Here is a 20,451-nt window from a genome sequence, read left to right on the forward strand (position 1 = left end):
AAGGTAAATAATAAAGCTTTGTTGCACTATGGATGCCCATAGTGTAAAAATGATAGTACAATATTAAGCCGAATGATTCAAATAGGTAAACCTAAGAATTATATGGGTTAAAATCTAGTTACTTTTTGGGGGAGTGGTTTGCCTTAGGGAGTTTGTGCGGCAGCTATATCGCCACCTTCACACAACAAAGTCGTAAATAAGGTAAAGCTGTCAATAAGGTAAATAAGGTAAAAATTTTTAACAGTAATGTTTTTACGTTAAAATTTACCTCTGGTAAAATATATTTTTAAAATTTACCTCTGGTAAAATATATTTTTAAAATTTACCTCTGGTAAAATATATTTTTAAAATTTACCTCTGGTAAAATATATTTTTAAAATTTACCTCTGGTAAAATATATTTTTTATTAGCGATTTTTAGTACCCTTGGTATTTCCCTTGCTAATACTGGGTTTAGAACCATTTTCGGTGTGAAAAATCTCAAAGTCCAGCTATTGACTAAAGTTTCTCAAAAAAAAGAAGTAAAAAGAAACTTTCAAAGTTCACCTATAGTCTGTTAATGATTTAGGATTACTGTATATCCTGTTGTTAAATTTTACAGAACTTACGTATGGCCTCTATATATAATGTATTTTTGATAATTCTTTCAGATGTTTAAACTGCAATTAGTGTTTTTGCGTAAGTCCTGATTTTTATAATGTTGATTAAGTTTTTAAATACCTTTTATGAGAGGAGAACAATAAAAATGAACACTGCAGAATTATTAATCAAATGCCTCGAAAACGAAGGGGTAAAATATATATTTGGACTTCCTGGAGAAGAGAATTTGAACATTTTAGAAGCTCTGAAAAATTCTTCAATCCAATTTATTACTACCCGACATGAACAAGGTGCTGCTTTTATGGCAGATGTCTACGGTCGTCTAACAGGAAAAGCAGGAGTTTGTTTATCAACATTAGGTCCTGGTGCTACTAATTTAATGACTGGTGTTGCTGATGCTAATTTGGACGGCGCACCTTTAGTAGCAATTACAGGTCAAGTTGGTACTGATAGAATGCACATAGAATCTCACCAATATTTAGATTTGGTGGCTATGTTTTCTCCAGTAACTAAATGGAATGCTCAAATTCTTCGCCCTAGTAATACACCAGAAATTGTTCGCAAAGCATTTAAAGTAGCTCAACAAGAAAAACCTGGTGCGATTCATATCGACCTACCAGAAAACATTGCAGCGATGTCTGTAGAAGGGAAACCCTTGAAGCAGGACAAGCGGGAAAAATCTTATTCTGCTTATCAGAGTATGACCGAAGCAGCAGTGGCAATTTCTAAAGCCAAAAACCCGATGATTTTGGTAGGAAATGGAGCTCTTCGAGGGAATGCAAGTGAAATTGTAACGGAGTTTGCTACACGATTAAATATTCCTGTTGCTAATACTTTTATGGGTAAAGGGGTGATTCCTTATACTCATCCTCTGTCTTTATGGACAACAGGATTACAACAACGGGATTTTATTACTTGTGCTTTTGAGCAAACAGATTTGGTGATTGCAGTTGGTTACGACTTGATTGAATATTCACCAAAAAAATGGAATCCTCAAGGTAAAATTCCAGTTATTCATGTTGGGGCAAAATATGCAGAGATTGACAGTAGTTATATTCCTATCGCTGAAATAGTAGGAGATATTTCTGATTCTTTGAATGAAATTTTGCGACGCTCCGAGCGCATAAATCAATTAAGCCCAACTGTATCAGAGATTAGAAAAAGTATGCGCTATGAATATGAGGGACATGGCAAGGATGATGGGTTTCCAATTAAGCCTCAAAAACTAATTTATGATTTACGTCAGGTTATGGGTCCGGAGGATATTGTCATCTCTGATGTTGGTGCCCATAAAATGTGGATTGCTAGGCATTATCATTGTGAACGTCCTAATACTTGTTTGATTTCTAACGGATTTGCGGCGATGGGTATTGCGATTCCAGGAGCGATCGCGGCGAAGTTAGTTTATCCTGAGCGTAAGGTTGTGGCAGCTACGGGGGATGGTGGGTTTATGATGAATTGTCAAGAGTTGGAAACTGCTTTACGAGTGGGTACTAATTTTGTGACTTTGATTTTTAATGATGGTGGTTATGGTTTGATTGAGTGGAAACAGGAAAACCATTTTGGGGAGTCATCTTTTATTAAGTTCGGCAATCCAGATTTTGTTAAGTTTGCTGAAAGTTTTGGTTTGAAAGGTTATCGAGTTGAGTCTGCTGCTGATTTAATTCCTACTCTGAAAGAGGCTCTTGCTCAAGATGTTCCTGCTGTGATAGACTGCCCTATTGATTACCGAGAAAATTCTCGTTTTAGTCAAAAATCAGGTGGTTTAAATTGTTCTGTTTAGGCTTTGCTGAAAAACTTTTTGGTGAAGGGAAGCAATTGTTGACTTGACAAAAGCTTTTTGAGGTTTAACAGCAGTAAAATTTTTACGAGTTCTAGTTTCCTGAGGTACATCCAAAACTTAACTCAATCAGGACTTACGCAGTGCTGCTTGGTATGGTGTGTTTTTGATAAAAATTTCATATATTTACACTATAATTAATGCCTTTTCGTAAGTCCTTTCAATATAAAGTTTATAGGTTCAAGTTTATAGGTTATGTCACGTACCTCACTAGCTTAAAAAGCTATATATTAGTCAGTTTGATATAATTTTAAACGATAACCTGTATCTTACCTCTCAATATCTTCTAACACATCCTGAAATGGATTAGAAATGAAAAGGTTATCCATTCGGAAATCTTTAGCTTTTCCTTCTGCTTGCATCTGCCTGAGAATTGCTGCAGTTGCATTTACTGCTGACTGCATTGCACTTTCAATACAGCCTCCAGCAAAAGAGCAATTATTTCCAGCTAGATATACTCATTTGTTGAGTTGCTGGTATTGCTATACCAACTTACTTGTGGCATAGTATTGCTTGAGATAATCTATCTTAAAAACTCCAGAAATCATTGGCTATTATTTCCAGCTAGATATACTCATTTGTTGATTTGTTGAGTTGCTGGTATTGCTATACCAACTGATTTGTGACATAGTATTGCTTGAGATAATCTATCTTAAAAACTCCAGAAATCATTGGCTATTCTTGCTAAACAACAGAAGCTAGACGATCATCTTCAGATTCAGAAATAGAATCTAGAGCAGCAGTTATTGGGCTATCTGAGTCCGATCCTTCCAGACCAAACTGATAAGCTTTATTCAGAAAAAAATCTGAACTCTTACTTGGGTAAATAGTCTGATAGCTCTCATAATTCCGTGTAGCCATCATCTTAGTGGAATCATCTTCCCAGTTATACCTGATGAGTATATTGAAAGCTGCATCATCTTGATCTGGATAAGGATCAAGAAAATATATTTGTCGTGCCAGGGTATCTTTAAGAACGCATTTGATTGCTTCTCCTTCATATTCTGGCCAACCTGTGATAGCTCTACTATTTGCCCAAGGTTTCGGATCGCTCAAACCAAACATTGACATTGTTTGAGTTTTCTTGGTCTTCTGCCTGAGAGTAGTCGTCAATATCATTCCAACTGTATTTTAATCCCGGAAAAATTAGCTGTGTAGCAACAACACCGGGGCCAGGGAAATTTTTCTGTCCCAAAGTGATCTCCACCATTTGCCTCCAAAACTTTGGAAAAGTAGTGTCAAAACAGCTTGGAGTTTTCTGGAATTCTCATCGGCCCCATTTAATTCACATATTTTCTTCTATTACTTTTGAATGTAGGAGAATATGCGCGCCCACCAACTAGGACTTGTCCATTTTTTTGTTGGCGAGCTTCATAAATTATGATATCTGTAATTCCTGCTTGATGCAATTCGTAGGTGGCTTTTGCTCCGGGAAAACCAGCTCCTATTATGGCAACCTTTATACTTGTATCTGTCACATTTGCAAAAGGAGCAGAATTATCTCGTACTAATTGAGGATAATTATAAACAAAGGTATCTACCATGGGGGAATATCCCGTATTTAATATGTTTAGTTGCTCTGTTTTTCTAGTAGCTCTTCGACTCTTGGGCTTCAGCTTACCGAAAATACTGCCTACTCCTCTAAGGGCAGACAATGATGGAAATTATAAGTAGGCATAATTCAATTCACTACCTTACTTTACACTACAGCAACTGGATATATTATATTTACAGCTATTTTACCACTATTTTACCATCAAAGAAAATTAAATAATAGTTAAGTTGCTATTTAAGTTTTTTGTGCGATGAAGGTGTTAGGTTTCAGGTATCAGGTTTTAGGTTTAAAAATCAACAAATTGATCATATCTTACTACCAAGTCGATTGATTTTAGTCACACCGTTAAATCTCTATAACTTTTTACTTCAATCAATTTTCTATCTTTGCTTTCTAACTGAAACCTAAAATTACTAAACCTACTCAAACTTAAAATATTTGGGAGTGCTAATGGTCAGCTTATAAAAAATTAGAAAGAAAAAAGTCATTTACCAAAAATACCTTTTTTTGAGGTTTGTCTGATTTTTTTTAGCATCATATTTGAGCAAATATTCGTTAGCGATCGCTACCTACTCAAACTTAAAATATTTGGGAGTGCTAATGGTCAGCTTATAAAAAATTAGAAAGAAAAAAGTCATTTACCAAAAATACCCTTTTTTGAGGTTTGTCTGATTTTTTTTAGCATTATATTTGAGCAAATATTCGTTAGCGATCGCTACCTACTCAAACTTAAAATATTTGGGAGTGCTAATGGTCAGCTTATAAAAAATTAGAAAGAAAAAAGTCATTTACCAAAAATACCCTTTTTTGAGGTTTGTCTGATTTTTTTTAGCATCATATTTGAGCAAATATTCGTTAGCGATCGCTTCTAAATTACGTAGATTTTCTACTTCTGATTTACTAATCTCAGTATCAGTAGAAAACAGAATAACTTGATGACTAGCAGCAGGGAAATAACGTTCAACTAAATTTTGACGATGAGAAGAATCTAACCTACCTAGAGGTGTATCAATAGCCACAGGTAAACGTCTACCAGAAACCCTTGCCAACCCCCATAAAAAAGAAATTGCCAAAAGTTGTTTTTCCCCTGCAGATATTCGATTTTTAGGAACAAGTTGCCCTTGATTATTATAGAGAAAAAGGGTAAAATTATCAGTATCAATAGCCACGCGATGAACTAAGTCTGATTTATGCAAAAGATAACGGAAACATTCAGTTACTTCTCTTTCTAATTTATTCAGCTTTTTCAGGGTTAACTTATGTTTAAATAGCTGTAAAGTCTGCTTAACTTTTGCAGAAGAATTAATTATATGTTGAATATTGTGACGTTCGATAGTTTCGTCAGTATAACTCAACAATTCTTTCTTAGTTTGAGTAATAGCATCCTCTAATTTTTTAGAATCACGCTTACTATTTTCATAAGCAACTTCTGCCCTTGCTAACTCAGTTTGTGACTCTTGCAAAGTAGTTGCTAAAATTTCATAAGCTTCTGGGGGTGCTGCAGCTGCCAATTGCTTTTCCAAAATATCTATCTCTACTTCAAAATCTTTCAGACGAGTTAAACTTTCCCGGGCACTTTTAAGAGAATCTTCAATCTCATAGCGCAATAAATTTTCTAGTAGAATTAAAGTTTCTTCATCAGCGGACAACCAAGGTTCATTAACTTGATTAATATCATCTTTCAGCGTCAAATTTTCTTGATTGAGAAACTCTTCAATTTTGCTAATTTTATCAGTAGAAATAGATAAATCATCCAGATAATTAAGTAGACGTTTATCTCTTTCCTGAAAAGCATCCAAAGCAATTTCTGCTTCATGGCGTAAAATTTCCAAATCACCCTGAGAACTTGCTTGTTCCAAAAGTGGAGAAATTAAAGCTATAGGTAAAGCTCCCCCAGCAAGTTCAACCATTTCCTGACGAGCATTATCCACATCTAGCTCTGTATCTTTCAACTCTTGTTCTAACTGACTCCTTTCCGCAGCAATTTTCCCTCCTTCTGAGACGAATTTTCTCATTGCTTTTTTTTGCTTTTGTTGAGATTTTTTTAATTTTTTTTCCAAGTCTATTTTTTTGTCTTTTATCAATTCTAAATCTGTTTTTTGCTGATTAATTTTTTGTTCAATTTCCTCTAGATTTGCTATTTCTTTAGTCTTAGAAAGTTGTTTCTTTTTCCGAGTAACTAAAATATCTAAATCTGCTGCCAGACGTTCCGCTAATTCTAATCCCAATAATGACTGAATTGCATCTACAACTAAAGGTGGTGGTGTTTCTAATTCAGCTAATTCTTTTACCTGTTCTCCATCAAATAGAAATAGGTTAGAAATTCCTAAAGGTAAAAGATTTTCTATATATTCATCCCAGGTATTTGCTAAGTAATAATCTGGCCATTCTCCATCAAGAATTCCCAGAGTATCTTTGCCGTCTTTAGGATTTTTTTCCCAGGTACGAACAATACGATATTCTACAATTTGGTCATCTTGAATATGTTCAAAAGCTAATTCAATACGAGTTTTTTCTGTCGGTGGAGTATTCCGGTTTACGCACTGAGAAAGAAAGTCGCCATAAGTTAAATTTCCCCTAGTTGAACATTGGGCACGATGACCGTAAAGTGCAAGGCGAATGGCATCTAAAAGAGTAGTTTTTCCTCCTCCATTCATACCTCCAAATAAGATTATAGGGCAGGGGCGATCGCTAAGTGTAGGGCGAAGGTTTATTGTTTGTTTACCGAAGTACGGTCCGAAGTTTTGTAAGACGAGTTCTAAGAATATCATTTCAGTTATTAGTTATCAGTTATCAATACTTATCCCACTCAGTATTCGGCTTGAAATACTGAAGTTTATTTTTTGATTCTTAAGACTTACCTTTTTCCTGTAGAAGGTAAGTCTAACAAATAAAATTTTAATTTACCCCGTGAGAAATTTTTGCCTTTTATCCAAATTTATTTGGGAAAATATAGGTTTACCAGAAATAAACTTTTCAAAGAAAATTTTATAGTTACTCCTATATCAGTTATCAGTTATCAATACTTATCCCACTCAGTATTCGGCTTGAAATACTGAAGTTTATTTTTTGATTCTTAAGACTTACCTTTTTCCTGTACAAGGTAAGTCTAACAAATAAAATTTTAATTTACCCCGTGAGGAATTTTTGCCTTTTATCCAAATTTATTTGGGAAAAGATAGGTTTACCAGAAATAAACTTTTCAAAGAAAATTTTATAGTTACTCCTATATCAGTTATCAGTTATCAATACTTACCCTACTCAGTATTCGGCTTGAAATACTGAAGTTTATTTTTTGATTCTTAAGACTTACCTTTTTCCTGTACAAGGTAAGTCTAACAAATAAAATTTTAATTTACCCCGTGAGGAATTTTTGCCTTTTATCCAAATTTATTTGGGAAAAGATAGGTTTACCAGAAATAAACTTTTCAAAGAAAATTTTATAGTTACTCCTATATCAGTTATCAGTTATCAATACTTACCCTACTCAGTATTCGGCTTGAAATACTGAAGTTTATTTTTTGATTCTTAAGACTTACCTTTTTCCTGTAGAAGGTAAGTCTAACAAATAAAATTTTAATTTACCCCATGAGGAATTTTTGCCTTTTATCTAAATTTATTTGGGAAAATATAGGTTTACCAGAAATAAACTTTTCAAAGAAAATTTTATAGTTACTCCTATATCAGTTATCAGTTATCAATACTCACCCTACTCAGTATTCGGCTTGAAATACTGAAGTTTATTTTTTGATTCTTAAGACTTACCTTTTTCCTGTAGAAGGTAAGTCTAACAAATAAAATTTTAATTTACCCCGTGAGGAATTTTTGTCTTTTATCTAAATTTATTTGGGAAAATATAGGTTTACCAGAAATAAACTTTTCAAAGAAAATTTTATAGTTACTCCTATTTACTATTGCACTTTTTCTGTAGAAGTTAGGTCTAACAAATAGATTTTTTTTCAACAAGAAAAAATTTTGGGATTTCATCTAGAGGATGAACTGAAAAGATAAAATTTCATATTATCTAAATTTATTTGGGAAAATATAGGTTTACCAGAAATAAACTTTTCAAAGAAAATTTTATAGTTACTCCTATTTACTATTGCACTTTTTCTGTAGAAGTTAGGTCTAACAAATAGATTTTTTTTCAACAAGAAAAAATTTTGGGATTTCATCTAGAGGATGAACTGAAAAGATAAAATTTCATATTATCTAAATTTATTTGGGAAAATATAGGTTTACCAGAAATAAACTTTTCAGAGAAAATTTTATAGTTACTCCTATTTACTATTGCACTTTTTCTGTAGAAGTTAGGTCTAACAAATAGATTTTTTTTTCAACAAGAAAAAATTTTGGGATTTCATCTAGAGGATGAACTGAAAAGATAAAATTTCATATTATCTAAATTTATTTGGGAAAATATAGGTTTACCAGAAATAAACTTTTCAGAGAAAATTTTATAGTTACTCCTATTTACTATTGCACTTTTTCTGTAGAAGTTAGGTCTAACAAATAGATTTTTTTTTCAACAAGAAAAAATTTTGGGATTTCATCTAGAGGATGAACTGAAAAGATAAAATTTCATATTATCTAAATTTATTTGGGAAAATATAGGTTTACCAGAAATAAACTTTTCAGAGAAAATTTTATAGTTACTCCTATTTACTATTGCACTTTTTCTGTAGAAGTTAGGTCTAACAAATAGATTTTTTTTTCAACAAGAAAAAATTTTGGGATTTCATCTAGAGGATGAACTGAAAAGATAAAATTTCATATTATCTAAATTTATTTGGGAAAATATAGGTTTACCAGAAATAAACTTTTCAGAGAAAATTTTATAGTTACTCCTATTTACTATTGCACTTTTTCTGTAGAAGTTAGGTCTAACAAATAGATTTTTTTTTCAACAAGAAAAAATTTTGGGATTTCATCTAGAGGATGAACTGAAAAGATAAAATTTCATAATTACTCCTAACATCAGGAAATAAGTTATTACAAAAGTGTGTTGATCACTTAATAACTGAAATGTTACCTAAATATAGGATAAATTCATAATAATTGGTATAACAAATAGATTTTTTTTCTTCAACAAGAAAAAAATTTTGCCTTTGGCATAAACTCAGAAAAATAAATATTTACCAGATAGAATTGTATCTCTCGGAAAAGCTTTATAAATTCCTAGTCATTATAGAATTTTATAGGTAAGAGATAAGTCTTAAAAATATAATTTTATTGTCACTATGTGAGTAATTTTTACCTTTTCTCTTGATTCCAAAAAAATAGAGGTTTACTAAACAATAAAATTCTTGCTTATTCTCACTCAGTATCTGCCGAAATTTGACGAGAAAACTTCATATTTGCCCAACTTAATTGTTTGATTTTTTCTGAAACTTTTCCTCTATCAACAGCTTCTTTGAGGTCTCTTTTATTATGAGCATTTTGAATAGCTTCTTCCTTAGAACGAGAACTTGTTTCAAAACATTGTTCAAGACTTTCATAAATCTTATACCGGTGAGACTTAATATAATATTGCCGTTCTGTGTCTAACAGTTTTGCCATAAGTTCAAGATGCATCTCATCCTGATTACATATTTCTTCTAATACTGACCATTCATCACTACCTAAAAGACTCATTCCTGTACCAGGACGACAGTCTTGAAATTCTTCTCCTATTACTTCTTCATATATACGAGGTAAACTATCATCAAACTCGTGTTTTTCTTCTAACCATATGCGTCTAATTTCACTAAGTTCTTCTGAAGAAATTAGAGTAATACCTCGCATATTTTCTGGAGCATTTTCACGAATTTTGGCTTGAGCTTCTAACAATTTTCTAAGTAAAGTATCTCGCCATTCTTTTTTGTAAGGACCGGGTATTGGTTCTACAGAAACTTCACCATTTATATTCCGTTCAAAGAGTTGAACTTTTCCCCAAATTCGCCGAAAATCTCTTTTATCTCTGTCAGAAATATCTAGTTCTTGACGCAAATTTATTAGAGGTTGTAACCATTCTTTTTCTTCATCATTTTGAATCATTGCTGACATAGATTTATCACTATCTACTAAGGTACAAACCCAACATCCAAAACGAGAACTTCCACAACTAGGAGTAGAGGTATCAACCACTAAGGGACATTCATTATCTTCTGTTGCACCTCGATACATTGCTAGTAAATCTTTATTACTATTTTCCCAAGGATTTTCCCATTGCATTAAATATAGCCAAACTTCATCAGTTCGCCAGTCTTCAATAGGAGTATAAAGCAAAGAATTAAGGAGACTAGGATGAGGGCTTAGATGGTTTCTTAATCTACCAATTTCTCGTTTATTCATTATTGCTAAACGATTAGCACTTTCTGCTTTACGAGTTCCTAAAACAACTATTGTTTCCCCATTATTTCTAACAACATTACGAATAAAAAGATTGGATGGATCTATTTTTAAACGGGGAGTACACCAGCGAAATGTATGACGTGGAGCTGGGTATCCTTTACCAAGTAGTCCTACCCAGTATGTTTGTTTAACTGCTGGTTTTAATAAATGACATTCTATAGGTAGTTTCTGATTTTTTGCAGACTCTTTCATCAACTGTAAAGAGTTAGTTACCCAAGCAGAAACAATGGGATTTTCTACTAATGTATCTGTGGTAATAACGTGGATAGTTTTAATTCGTTTTTTTTGGGGAAGTTCGGCGATCGCATTCCATATAAGCTGCAATGTTGCGGTACTATCTTTACCCCCTGAATATCCAATAACCCAGGGAATAGAATCTAAACAATATAGTTCTTGAATTTCTGTAGTTAGCTTTTTTATATCTTCTACTAATTGGGTAGTAGTTCTGCTTGGAAATAAAGATTGTTGTGTACCTTTCATTTTTATAAATATTCTCGAATTTAGTCAAATTAATTTTCTATGATTATGATCTAAATAGGTTCTAGGGATACTATTGTCAGGTTTGTCTTCTAGATTTTTTTTTAATAAGCAACTAAAGCTGATTATCGTTCAATATTTTTTTTAATTGAATATTGTATGATTCAATCAATTACAGATAGAATAAAATCGGTTTCTTCTTGGCAATACCATTTTTTTCTTTTTGTTGATTTCGGTAAAATGTTGACAGTAATGCGCTAATTTTTTTTCTTTTATCCCTTTTTTTTTTAATTATAAAATTAACTATAATAAACATATTATTTTGAATAATATCAATATTTATCCCTCATTTTCTATCGGTTACTCTTGACATAATAAATATTATATGATTAGTAAAAAGAACTCTACAATTAATTATTATAATAACTCAAAAGTTTTTAAAAACTTTTGTTGACAAAAATTTATATATGTAGTATTTTTCAAAAAAAGATTAAAAATATGTCCAAAAAATTAATGATAAAAAAGGCCAATAAACCGACATCAGAAATAGCAAAAGAAATTTTAGAAAATGATAATCGAGAAAAAGAAGCGATCGCTATCCTATTAGACAAACATATAGGCAAAGACAATAGATTATTAGTACAAAAAACCATGATGGGAAACACAGAAGCTTACATTGGTTCGGTCACTCTAGAATGGTTAGATAGTCGTGTACGCTTTGCCTCTCAACTACCATTATTTAGGCAAAAATTTGACATAGAAACTGATAATATAATTCGGGATTCAGAAACAATAGATGAAATTCAACAACGACCCTTAGACTGGTCTCGTCAAGCTCCATTAACTTTATATTTAGCAACTAGAAAATCCCATAAATTTCCGGCAGTATTAGTAGTAATTAGTCCGAGTTGGGTAGATAATCCTAAGGCAGAAGAATGGAATAAAAATGGTGAAGCAAATAAATCTGCAACTGATTTTTTTTCCCTAGATTCACAGGGAAAAGTAGGATTATTAGACCTACGTTTAGAAGTAGCAGTATTTGCCTTAGATGGTCAACATAGACTGATGGGAATTCAAGGATTAATGGAATTAATAAAAACTGGTAGATTACCAAGATATAACAAACAAAAGAAATCAGTAGGTGCAGCAATTACTATTGATGATTTAACTATAACTCATCAGATTGAATTACCAGAAATACAAAAATTAGCTTACGAACAAATAGGAATAGAATTTATTCCAGCAGTAGTAAAAGGGGAGACAAGAGCACAAGCACGACGCAGAGTTAGGTCAGTTTTTGCTCATGTAAATTTGACAGCAGTAAAATTAAGTAAAGGGCAATTAGCATTATTAAATGAAGATGATGGATTTGCTATTGTAGCGAGAAAAATAGCAATTTATCATCCTATTTTAAAGGAGAAAGATGGTAGAAATCCAAGAATAAATTGGGATAGTGCAACTGTGGCAGCTAACTCTACTGTTTTAACTACTCTCCAAGCATTGCAAGAAATGTCTGAAAGATATTTAAAACCTCGTTATCCCTATTGGAAACCTTCAGATAGAGGTTTAATTCCTATGCGTCCTGCAGAAGAAGAGCTAGAAGAGGGGGTAGAAGAATTTATGGTACTTTGGAATTATTTGTCTAATTTGCCTAGTTATTCTAGATTAGAAAATGGCTCTGAAACTTCGGAATTAAGAAGATTTAGTTTTGAGAGAAAACCGGGAGAAGGTCATGTTTTGTTCCGCCCTATTGGGCAAATTGCTTTTGCTGAAGCTTTAGGGATTTTAATATATAAAAAAGAATTTTCTCTCAAAGAAGTTTTTCATAAATTAAATAAGTATGATGTGGATGGTGGTTTGAGTGGAATAGAATTTCCTGACTCAATTTGGTATGGGGTTTTATATGATTTTAATCGGAAACGAATGTCGGTAGCTGGTAGAGATTTAGCAATGAGATTATTTATCTATATATTAGGTGGAGTTTCTGACAAAATGGAGCGGGCAGAAGTTCGTCGGCAGTTGGCGCAAGCAAGACGAGTTGGAGAGGATCAAGCTGTAGATTTTCAGGGTAAGTTTGTCGAATTAAAAAAAGTAGGATTACCTGAAATTTTATATTAAAGTATGAGTTTATAGAAGTTATATTATTTCACGGAAGTCAAAATTTAGTATACTTTTAATTTAGATGTTGTCTAGCATTTGTATTTTAAGTGTTAATTATCTTAGGTATTGACTTTTAATTTAGATATATGCCAACTATTTTTTAAGTAAAATATTCATCGTCTCAACTTTTTATTTTTAACTTTTGAGTTTATATATTTAGCTATTTTAAATAAATACTTTTCCCAAAACTATTCTTAATTTTGATGATCATATTATTCTCTAGGAATATATTCAGATTAGTATCAATAACTAATTCTTAATATTCATTTCTTGGAAGTCAAAATTTATGATATAATATTCTTTGTATAATAGTTTTTAGTAAACTAGTAATATAACAATGTTTTTATACCCATTGAAAAGGACTAAATATTTCATAAATAAAATTTATCTAATAATTAATTAGAGCTTCCATAATTTGATATCATCTCTGAGTAAATACTATGGATATAAATCAATTCTTTATCTAAATAGATGAAATAGATGATAATCATTATCTAAGAATTGACAGACTAATTTCAGTGAAACTAATTTCACTGTATGTGGCGATTTAGATAAACTTAATAGTATGGTCAATTGTAAGACTACGGATGTTTATTAAAATAGGTAATTTGAGAGCTAGATTAAATAACTCAAGACATATTTTATGGATAGTATTTTTATTCAAATAGTTGCTTACCGGGATTTAGAATTAGTTCCCACAGTTGAAGAGGCGATCGCTCATGCTACTCATCCCAAGCGTCTCACTTTTGGTATTTGTTGGCAGTATGGTACGGATGAGGAAAAAGATTATATTAGTAAACTTAAAGCTATAAAAAATTGTCGTATTATTACAGTTACAGCTTCTCAAGCTCGCGGTGTAGGTTGGGCGAGGTCTCTGGTGCAAAAGTTATGGCAAAAAGAACAATATACTCTACAAATTGATGCCCATATGAGATTTTTACCTGGATGGGATGTGAAATTAATTAAAATGCTGAAAGCCTGTCCTAGTGAAAAACCGCTTTTAAGTGCTTATCCTCCTGCTTACAGACCCCCTAGAGAATTGCTTGGAGATACACCGAGTCGCTTAGAGCCAAGCCAGTTTGGAGATCCTGGTACTTTAACTTTAAAAGCAATAGGAGATTTGAGTAAATGCAGTACTCCGCAACTAGGAGCTTTTGTTGCTGCTGGATTTATTTTTGCAGAAGGGTCAATTATTGAAGAGGTGCCCTACGACCCGGATATTTATTTTACTGGAGAAGAGGTGTTATTTGCTGCTAAAGCTTGGACGAAGGGGTGGGATATTTATCATCCTAATTTGAGTGTTTGTTGGCATTTTTATAATACTGGTAAAAAGCGGGTTGTGCATTGGGAAGATCATCAACATTGGTGGGTCCAAAATAAGGTATCTGAATCTCGTTTTCGTCAGATTTTGGGAATGGAAACTGCAAAGGAGGATTTTGGAATTTATGGATTAGGAAATGTCAGAAGTTTGGCAGAGTATGAAGCATTTGCCGGTGTAAATTTTCAGGAACGTTGGTTTATTCATTTTATTTAGGGAAGTTAGAAGTTAAAAGTTAGAAGGAGGTTAATTAACTACAAGTGTGATAATTTTTTCTTATTAACTTTTTTACATTAGGTTTCTTCATAAAAGGTTTTAAAACTCTGGTTATCTATTTCAAAATCGGTATTTTTAGATAGGTCTATTAGGTGCTTAATAATATTGAGCAACTCTACTATTTAAAAAAAATATAATTAATTCTCAAGCTGATAAATTATCTACTGTCATCCTAAAACCTATTAATTTTTTTTGAGCGACAACAACCTAACTATAAGTAAACATTAAATCTTGATTCTCAGTAACTATTATTATCCATTTCTTCTCACAGAAAACTAACTAAAATTATTCCCCACTAAACTTTATATATTCCTGATCCTTTAGAAGAACATTTTCAGCTATATCTATAGGGGAAATAATCTCTGCATTTAAAGGAACACTCTGAGGCAAAGTAGGATAATTTCCATATTAGACATCTCCAAAAATTATCAAGGACTGACTGTAACTATCTTTTGGGGAGCGATCGCCAGCTCCACCAGATGGTCATTTTTTACGGACTTTATAGTATTACAGATAGTTACTGTATTGTTTGAGAATTTTGGGGAAGTTTTATTTCATTAGTTTCTAACAGTAATAGACCTCTCCAAAATCAAAATCAAGGTAAAATTGTAGTGGCAAATTATATATATCCTGTTTCCAAATTAATAATGTATCAGAATATATTTATAACCATCCAAAAGAAACAAAAATAATTACTGGTATTAGAGATGAACAGCTAATAAAATTAATAGAAAATCCTCAAAAAGTTGAAAAAAAAAGATGGGCGATCGCCAGCCAAAAAAAAGGTTAATCAAGGCAGGAAGAGCAAGAAAAAAGTCTTTAAGCAAGATAGAATAGATAATGTTGAGCTTATATTATTTGCATCATGTACCAACATTTTAGCTACTAGGAGCAATATTTGGAGTTAGCTCATCAACAGCAAATAATATTTTTCAGGCTTTGGATAGATATTTTGAGGGAATTATTACCATCTAATTTACTAGAGAAATTCTCGGGAAAAGAAAAGGAATATTTATGGATAAAAGAGGCTTTGACAGAAATAGAATTGATAGTTGATAGTATAGAGCAGGATAGGGAAAGGCTAAAAAATGATGATAAACAGAAAAAGTATGATTTAGGAAAGCCAAAAAGTCATAGGTTTAAAAATCAAATAGTAATCACAGAAAAGGCAGAATAAATAGTAGATGTAATAGTAGGAGAAATTAGTTTTTCGGGACACCTGGCTCAAAATCAATTTTTCCTAAATATTATATAGAGGGCCAGGGATTAAAAAAAGAATGGGAAGCTTGTATAAAATATGGGCTGTTCTTAGAAAAAAATAAATAGGGGAGAGCTATAAAAGGCCAGGAAGTAAAAAAAGAAGGGGAAGCTTGCATAAAATACGGGCTGTTCCTACGAAAAAATAAATAGGGGAGAGCCCAGGAAAACTACTAACTTTCTGGCCCCCAGTGAAATAAAAAGCTAATTAGTGGAGGTTTTACCGATATAAATCTTTACCGATATAAATATGACACGCATCGTTTTGTTGTGATGAGGATTGAAAAATAGAAAACTCTATGATGTCTGCGATATTTTTGTTTTTTGTAGGCTTAGTTTTCGTAATTTGGTTAAGACACCAGCCCAAGGAAATCTATCTGAAAAATGAAATCTCAAGGTTTACTCAAAGTCGGCCATCGCTCCATGGAGATAAAACCAGCAATGGTAACGTTAACAGTGGTGAAGCTGTAGTAATGGCCACCAAGCAAAAGACATCTCGAAGCAGACACAGACCAGGAGCAGTTAGTGGGGACAAAAACTGCTATCCAAATGCCGAACGGGCTCAACATAGAACCGCCAGACGTGCAAGGGTGCCTTACACATCATTCTGTGAGGGAGAAACCGAATTTAGACAAGACTATTATTAAGGAAACCTTGCTGCATTCTCGTAGTGCTGTAACACAAAAAATCGCTGAATTTATAGTAAAAGAGCGATTTATGGTGGTTACGATCCGTTATACAAGATGCTAAAAGATTATCCTTTCTGTGCGGGTTGCTGCGTCCGACAATGTGTATTAGTGCGGGACGTGCGGTTGGGGGAATGGGAGATAAGACTATGGCAACTGCGACGGCGCTAGAATTATATCACAATGCTTTTTTAATACATGACGATATTGAGAATGGCTCGGAGTCGCGACGGGGTAAAGAAACTCTGCACCAAAGCATCGGCATGGCTCGGGCTATTAACGCCGGCGATGCCACTAACATTTTAGCAGTGGGGATGCTACTGAAAAATTTGTCGTTCATCGGCGTGCAAAAAACGTGGATGCCGATCGCTGGTTTAGCGACTTGCTTTTAGGGTTGGCGGCGCTATCGCCTCCCATCAGCAAAATTTTGGAAGCGATATTTACACACAATTTTAGCTGTGACGCTCTATTAGGTTGGGTGAAGGTTTGCTTACTTAATCCAATTGTTAATTATTAATGGTTTCGCTATCATGCTCGCAATGGGTTGTTTTCGCTGGGGGTGAGGATATCGCTTGGAAGTGGTTTGTGGGTTTTGCGACTTTTAGCAGTGATCGCAATTTGAGTCTGGTTTTAGACCGACGTACTAACAAACATCATTCCGAGTGGGTGTTGTTCTATATCTTTGTTGATTTTGGTAACAAATTCGCAAGTTTTTTTGGGATCGACTTTAGCCATCGACTGGGAATGGTCTCCAGAGGTGTTGTTACCCCTGCGGTTGCCTGGGGTGATGGCATCAGTTTTTGCCCATCGCAGTTTGTCGATGCTTGATGCTTTGCGGGTGGAGATAGAATCAGAAAAAAAGTCGGCGATCGCGAAAACAGAAAAAAGATTAATTAAAGCAGGTGGAGTCAGAAAAAAGAATTTAACAAAGGAAGAAGAAATAATTTTAAAATTATTTTATTGACATCAAATACCAACTTTTCAAAGATTAAGAATTAACTTTGGTATAAGTGAATCAAGTGCTAATAATATTTTTCATTACTGGATAGATATTCTCAGATAATTACTGCCAGCAAGTTTATTATAACAAGTAAAAAAAAAGAAAATGAATTGGAATGGGTAAAGGAGATATTAACAGAATTATAATTAATTGTAGATAGTACAGAACTAGGTATAAAAAACCAGGTAAATATAAAAACTAAGAAAAATATCAAATATTAAAAAAGAAAAGTTATACTTTGAAAAATCAAATAATAACGACGCCAAAAGGAACAGAAATAGTGGATGTAATAATAGGAGAAAAAGGTCCAATAAGTGATTTAAGAATATTAATAAAAAACCGGATAAATTTGATAAAAAACAAAAATTTTAAGGAGATAAAGCTGATGAAGGAGTAGAAAGAACTACTACACCAAAAAAGAAACCAAGAAAAAAAGAAATGCTACCAGAAATTAAAGAATAAAATCAAGAATAAAGCCAAAAAAAGAATATTTGTAGAACATGTAATAAGATTAATTAAAATATTTATAATTTCTCAAGAAAGATTCAGATTAAAATATAATAATTATCAAAAAGTAATTTTAAAAATATATGGTTTAGTGCGACTAATAATTGCCTAATTTTTATTAGTATAAATCATCAAAAACTGAGATAACAAATTCATAATTATAGCAATTTCATCCCTCTCTCCTTTATATGTTCTTGGAATGAGTTCAACTTTACTAATATCTTGAATAGAGCAAAACAATTTTGGTACTTCATCCTCCTGAGTTTGCCTTCCCGACAAAAATCGAAATCCTACTTTACGTTTAGGTAAAATTTCTCTTATTAAATACCTTTTTTTTACTTCACCTTGCTTAATATCCTCTATCTCAATTTCCTCTATACCCATTGCATTATCATTCAAAGGTGGTTCAAAAAATTGTTCTAAAACTCCAACATTTGTAGAAATAAACTCAAAAGTAATTTCTTGATTTTTAATTACTTTTTTACCAGTATTTTCAATGTCGCAAGAGATGACATACAAATCTACAACTTCATAATCTTCACCATAAAGGATACTAATATTTTTCTGGTCTATATCTTTTTTGAATTCTAAAATACTCAATATATTTGTTGTATAGGAAAGCTCCATAGCTTGGTCTTGACGTTGCTTGTTTGATGAGAAATAATTAAATAGAGCTACTGAAAAAGCAGAGATAATAGCAATAGCAACCTTTTGCCAAAAATCACTATTCTTTAATAGTGTTTGAATTGCTGTTAGATATTCGTTTAAGTTGTTCATATTCTGGCTTTAAATAACAATAATTAACTTGAGTTGCTGAATTTGTGATATTAAGCTCTACCATTTAAATTTATATTATATCCAGTTCAATAGTGAAGGCTTGGTAATTAATTCTCAAAGCATTAACATAAATTATGCTCATAGCCAAATTTCGGGCTTTTTAAAAGTATCAGAATAGAGGATTTTGGGTATATCTAGACCAAAAAATCAGAAGACAATTCTTACTACTACCTCCATGGTGACCAAGGCATTTATCCGTGCTGACCTGCTGACCTGCAACAACCCTCACCCCATTAGAAAATAGACGTGCTCAACCTATTATAATTAAAGTTCATAGTAAAGCTTTAATCCTGAGATAAATCCGGATTTTCCCCTACCAAAAATAAATTCCTAGTACCGAAATATTGACAAGAATGAGCAGCAATATTAGCAGCATTTCTCAAAGCTTCTGTAAATTCTCCATCAAAAATATAGTGACAAAATGCTCCATGAAAAATATCACCTGCACCTAAAGTATCAACAACATTAACTTTGGGAATTGCTATATTACCAAACTTACCCTTATTCAAATATTTGATAGATTTTTCCCCTTGGGTTATGGCAATATGCCGGATATTTTGACTTGCTAAATATTCAAAAACTTCCTCTTGACTTTCACAATTAGGAGGATAAAAATTAGCCGAACAAATAGCATAATCAACAAAAGGTAAAATTTCCTCAAACCCTAGTTTCCAACTACCTCCATCTATAACAATAGGAATATTTTTTGACTTAGCAAGTTGAGCAATTTCTAGACTTGCTGCCATTTGATGACCGTCAATTAAGACAATATCAATGTTGTGAAGAATTTCTGAGCTAATTAATTCTTTTGAGATTTGAGACTTAGTAGCATTGATAGAAATAACAGCACGATCGCCTGTATCTTGAGTAGTAATTATTGATGAAACTGGTGGTGGTTCAGAACGATTTTTATCTAAGTCTTGTATTCTCACATTATGCTTTTCTAAATCTGCTTTAATTAGATGAGTTATCGGATGATTTCCTAACACACCGATAAGAGTTGTTTGATTATTAAAGTAGCTAAATGTTACTGCTGCATTTGTGGCAGGACCTCCGGCAGTAACAGCATAATTAGCAGCAACAACTTTTTGATTATTATCGGGATAAGTTGCTGTGAGATAAACTAAATCTAAGGTAATTAATCCAACAAATAGTCCTGTTTTAGTCATGTTTTTTTCTACTTTATAAATTTTCAACAAATAACTTTATAAATAAAGATAAGCATTAAATACTTAACCAATTTTATAGTATTTTCAGTCTTTATAGTTCTTTGATTGAAAAATATTTTTTTTGTTTTAATAGTCTAATACACCATAATAAGTAGGCCTTTAATTTGAAGTTTTGAGTAGAATTTTTATTATTTTATCTATTCTTCCCCAACCACAACCGCTCAAAGTCTCCCCATAGCAGATGATATTAGTAAAACCACGTTATATTGGTTCTGTAAATAGTTTAGTAAATCTGATAATTGCAGATAATCTTTTTCTTTCAAGCAATCAATTATTTGATTTTTTTATTCAGCCTTTAAGCAAACTTTTATTCCTTA

The 20,451-nt window shown here is 32.5% G+C and carries 14 protein-coding genes and 1 pseudogene; 7 read left to right on the forward strand and 8 right to left on the reverse strand.

The window, feature by feature from the left end; translation table 11 throughout:
• Positions 1-744: 744 nt before the first annotated feature.
• Positions 745-2,382, forward strand: a complete 1,638-nt coding sequence (locus TERY_RS09095; RefSeq protein WP_011611556.1) for an acetolactate synthase large subunit — start codon at positions 745-747, stop codon at positions 2,380-2,382.
• A 326-nt stretch (positions 2,383-2,708) separates the two neighbouring features.
• On the opposite strand, the gene TERY_RS36620 is transcribed toward TERY_RS09095, so the two are convergent.
• From TERY_RS36620 to dndC, 6 genes are all read right to left on the reverse strand, one after another.
• On the reverse strand, positions 2,709-2,843 hold the full coding sequence (locus TERY_RS36620; protein ID WP_370496915.1) for a hypothetical protein: 135 nt from the start codon (positions 2,841-2,843) through the stop codon (positions 2,709-2,711).
• Positions 2,844-3,123: 280 nt separating this feature from the next.
• Positions 3,124-3,510 (reverse strand): hypothetical protein, encoded by a 387-nt coding sequence (locus tag TERY_RS09100; protein ID WP_155994378.1) that lies wholly within the window; start codon positions 3,508-3,510, stop codon positions 3,124-3,126.
• Positions 3,467-3,649 carry a hypothetical protein gene (locus tag TERY_RS09105; protein WP_044136626.1) on the reverse strand — a complete coding sequence of 61 codons (183 nt, stop codon included), beginning with the start codon at positions 3,647-3,649 and terminating at the stop codon, positions 3,467-3,469. Before TERY_RS09105 ends, TERY_RS09100 begins: the two co-directional genes overlap by 44 nt.
• 70 nt (positions 3,650-3,719) lie before the next feature.
• On the reverse strand, positions 3,720-3,983 hold the full coding sequence (locus tag TERY_RS09110) for a hypothetical protein (RefSeq protein WP_011611558.1): 264 nt from the start codon (positions 3,981-3,983) through the stop codon (positions 3,720-3,722).
• A gap of 799 nt (positions 3,984-4,782) precedes the next feature.
• Positions 4,783-6,765, reverse strand: coding sequence for a DNA sulfur modification protein DndD (gene dndD, locus TERY_RS09115; RefSeq protein WP_011611559.1), 1,983 nt, complete (start codon positions 6,763-6,765; stop codon positions 4,783-4,785).
• A 2,545-nt stretch (positions 6,766-9,310) separates the two neighbouring features.
• Entirely contained in the window at positions 9,311-10,867 is a 1,557-nt protein-coding gene (dndC, locus tag TERY_RS09120) for a DNA phosphorothioation system sulfurtransferase DndC (RefSeq protein WP_011611560.1), read from the reverse strand.
• A 495-nt stretch (positions 10,868-11,362) separates the two neighbouring features.
• Between dndC and TERY_RS09125 the strand changes: the two genes are divergently transcribed.
• From TERY_RS09125 to TERY_RS36630, 6 genes and pseudogenes are all read left to right on the forward strand, one after another.
• Positions 11,363-12,982 (forward strand): DGQHR domain-containing protein, encoded by a 1,620-nt coding sequence (locus TERY_RS09125; RefSeq protein WP_011611561.1) that lies wholly within the window; start codon positions 11,363-11,365, stop codon positions 12,980-12,982.
• Positions 12,983-13,667: 685 nt separating this feature from the next.
• Positions 13,668-14,558, forward strand: coding sequence for a GlcNAc-transferase family protein (locus TERY_RS09130; RefSeq protein WP_011611562.1), 891 nt, complete (start codon positions 13,668-13,670; stop codon positions 14,556-14,558).
• A gap of 958 nt (positions 14,559-15,516) precedes the next feature.
• Positions 15,517-15,795, forward strand: coding sequence for a hypothetical protein (locus TERY_RS25075; RefSeq protein ID WP_011611563.1), 279 nt, complete (start codon positions 15,517-15,519; stop codon positions 15,793-15,795).
• A gap of 379 nt (positions 15,796-16,174) precedes the next feature.
• On the forward strand, positions 16,175-16,522 hold the full coding sequence (locus TERY_RS32800) for a hypothetical protein (RefSeq protein ID WP_011611564.1): 348 nt from the start codon (positions 16,175-16,177) through the stop codon (positions 16,520-16,522).
• A 188-nt stretch (positions 16,523-16,710) separates the two neighbouring features.
• On the forward strand, positions 16,711-16,953 hold the full coding sequence (locus tag TERY_RS36625; protein ID WP_370496919.1) for a polyprenyl synthetase family protein: 243 nt from the start codon (positions 16,711-16,713) through the stop codon (positions 16,951-16,953).
• Positions 16,954-17,405: 452 nt separating this feature from the next.
• Positions 17,406-17,763, forward strand: a pseudogene (locus TERY_RS36630) (transposase family protein); the annotation flags it as partial.
• A 413-nt stretch (positions 17,764-18,176) separates the two neighbouring features.
• Here the strand turns inward: TERY_RS36630 and TERY_RS09155 are convergent.
• Both TERY_RS09155 and TERY_RS09160 read right to left on the reverse strand, forming a co-directional pair.
• A complete protein-coding gene (locus TERY_RS09155; RefSeq protein WP_011611567.1) occupies positions 18,177-18,845 on the reverse strand; it encodes a hypothetical protein in 669 nt (222 codons plus the stop codon).
• A gap of 344 nt (positions 18,846-19,189) precedes the next feature.
• Positions 19,190-20,074, reverse strand: coding sequence for a PfkB family carbohydrate kinase (locus tag TERY_RS09160; RefSeq protein ID WP_011611568.1), 885 nt, complete (start codon positions 20,072-20,074; stop codon positions 19,190-19,192).
• Positions 20,075-20,451 lie beyond the last annotated feature (377 nt).

Origin of the sequence: Trichodesmium erythraeum IMS101 (genome assembly GCF_000014265.1) — a bacterium.
GTDB classification, from domain to species: Bacteria; Cyanobacteriota; Cyanobacteriia; order Cyanobacteriales; family Microcoleaceae; genus Trichodesmium; species Trichodesmium erythraeum.

Coding starts and splice junctions, on each gene's coding strand:
- TERY_RS09155 (WP_011611567.1), bottom strand. CDS start 18,845: ATGAACAACTTAAACGAATATCTAACAGCAATTCAAACACTATTAAAG.
- TERY_RS09095 (WP_011611556.1), top strand. CDS start 745: ATGAACACTGCAGAATTATTAATCAAATGCCTCGAAAACGAAGGGGTA.
- TERY_RS09130 (WP_011611562.1), top strand. CDS start 13,668: ATGGATAGTATTTTTATTCAAATAGTTGCTTACCGGGATTTAGAATTA.
- TERY_RS36620 (WP_370496915.1), bottom strand. CDS start 2,843: ATGCAGTCAGCAGTAAATGCAACTGCAGCAATTCTCAGGCAGATGCAA.
- TERY_RS36625 (WP_370496919.1), top strand. CDS start 16,711: ATGGCAACTGCGACGGCGCTAGAATTATATCACAATGCTTTTTTAATA.
- TERY_RS09125 (WP_011611561.1), top strand. CDS start 11,363: ATGTCCAAAAAATTAATGATAAAAAAGGCCAATAAACCGACATCAGAA.
- TERY_RS32800 (WP_011611564.1), top strand. CDS start 16,175: ATGATGTCTGCGATATTTTTGTTTTTTGTAGGCTTAGTTTTCGTAATT.
- TERY_RS09100 (WP_155994378.1), bottom strand. CDS start 3,510: ATGTCAATGTTTGGTTTGAGCGATCCGAAACCTTGGGCAAATAGTAGA.
- dndD (WP_011611559.1), bottom strand. CDS start 6,765: ATGATATTCTTAGAACTCGTCTTACAAAACTTCGGACCGTACTTCGGT.
- TERY_RS09105 (WP_044136626.1), bottom strand. CDS start 3,649: ATGGTGGAGATCACTTTGGGACAGAAAAATTTCCCTGGCCCCGGTGTT.
- TERY_RS09110 (WP_011611558.1), bottom strand. CDS start 3,983: ATGGTAGATACCTTTGTTTATAATTATCCTCAATTAGTACGAGATAAT.
- dndC (WP_011611560.1), bottom strand. CDS start 10,867: ATGAAAGGTACACAACAATCTTTATTTCCAAGCAGAACTACTACCCAA.
- TERY_RS09160 (WP_011611568.1), bottom strand. CDS start 20,074: ATGACTAAAACAGGACTATTTGTTGGATTAATTACCTTAGATTTAGTT.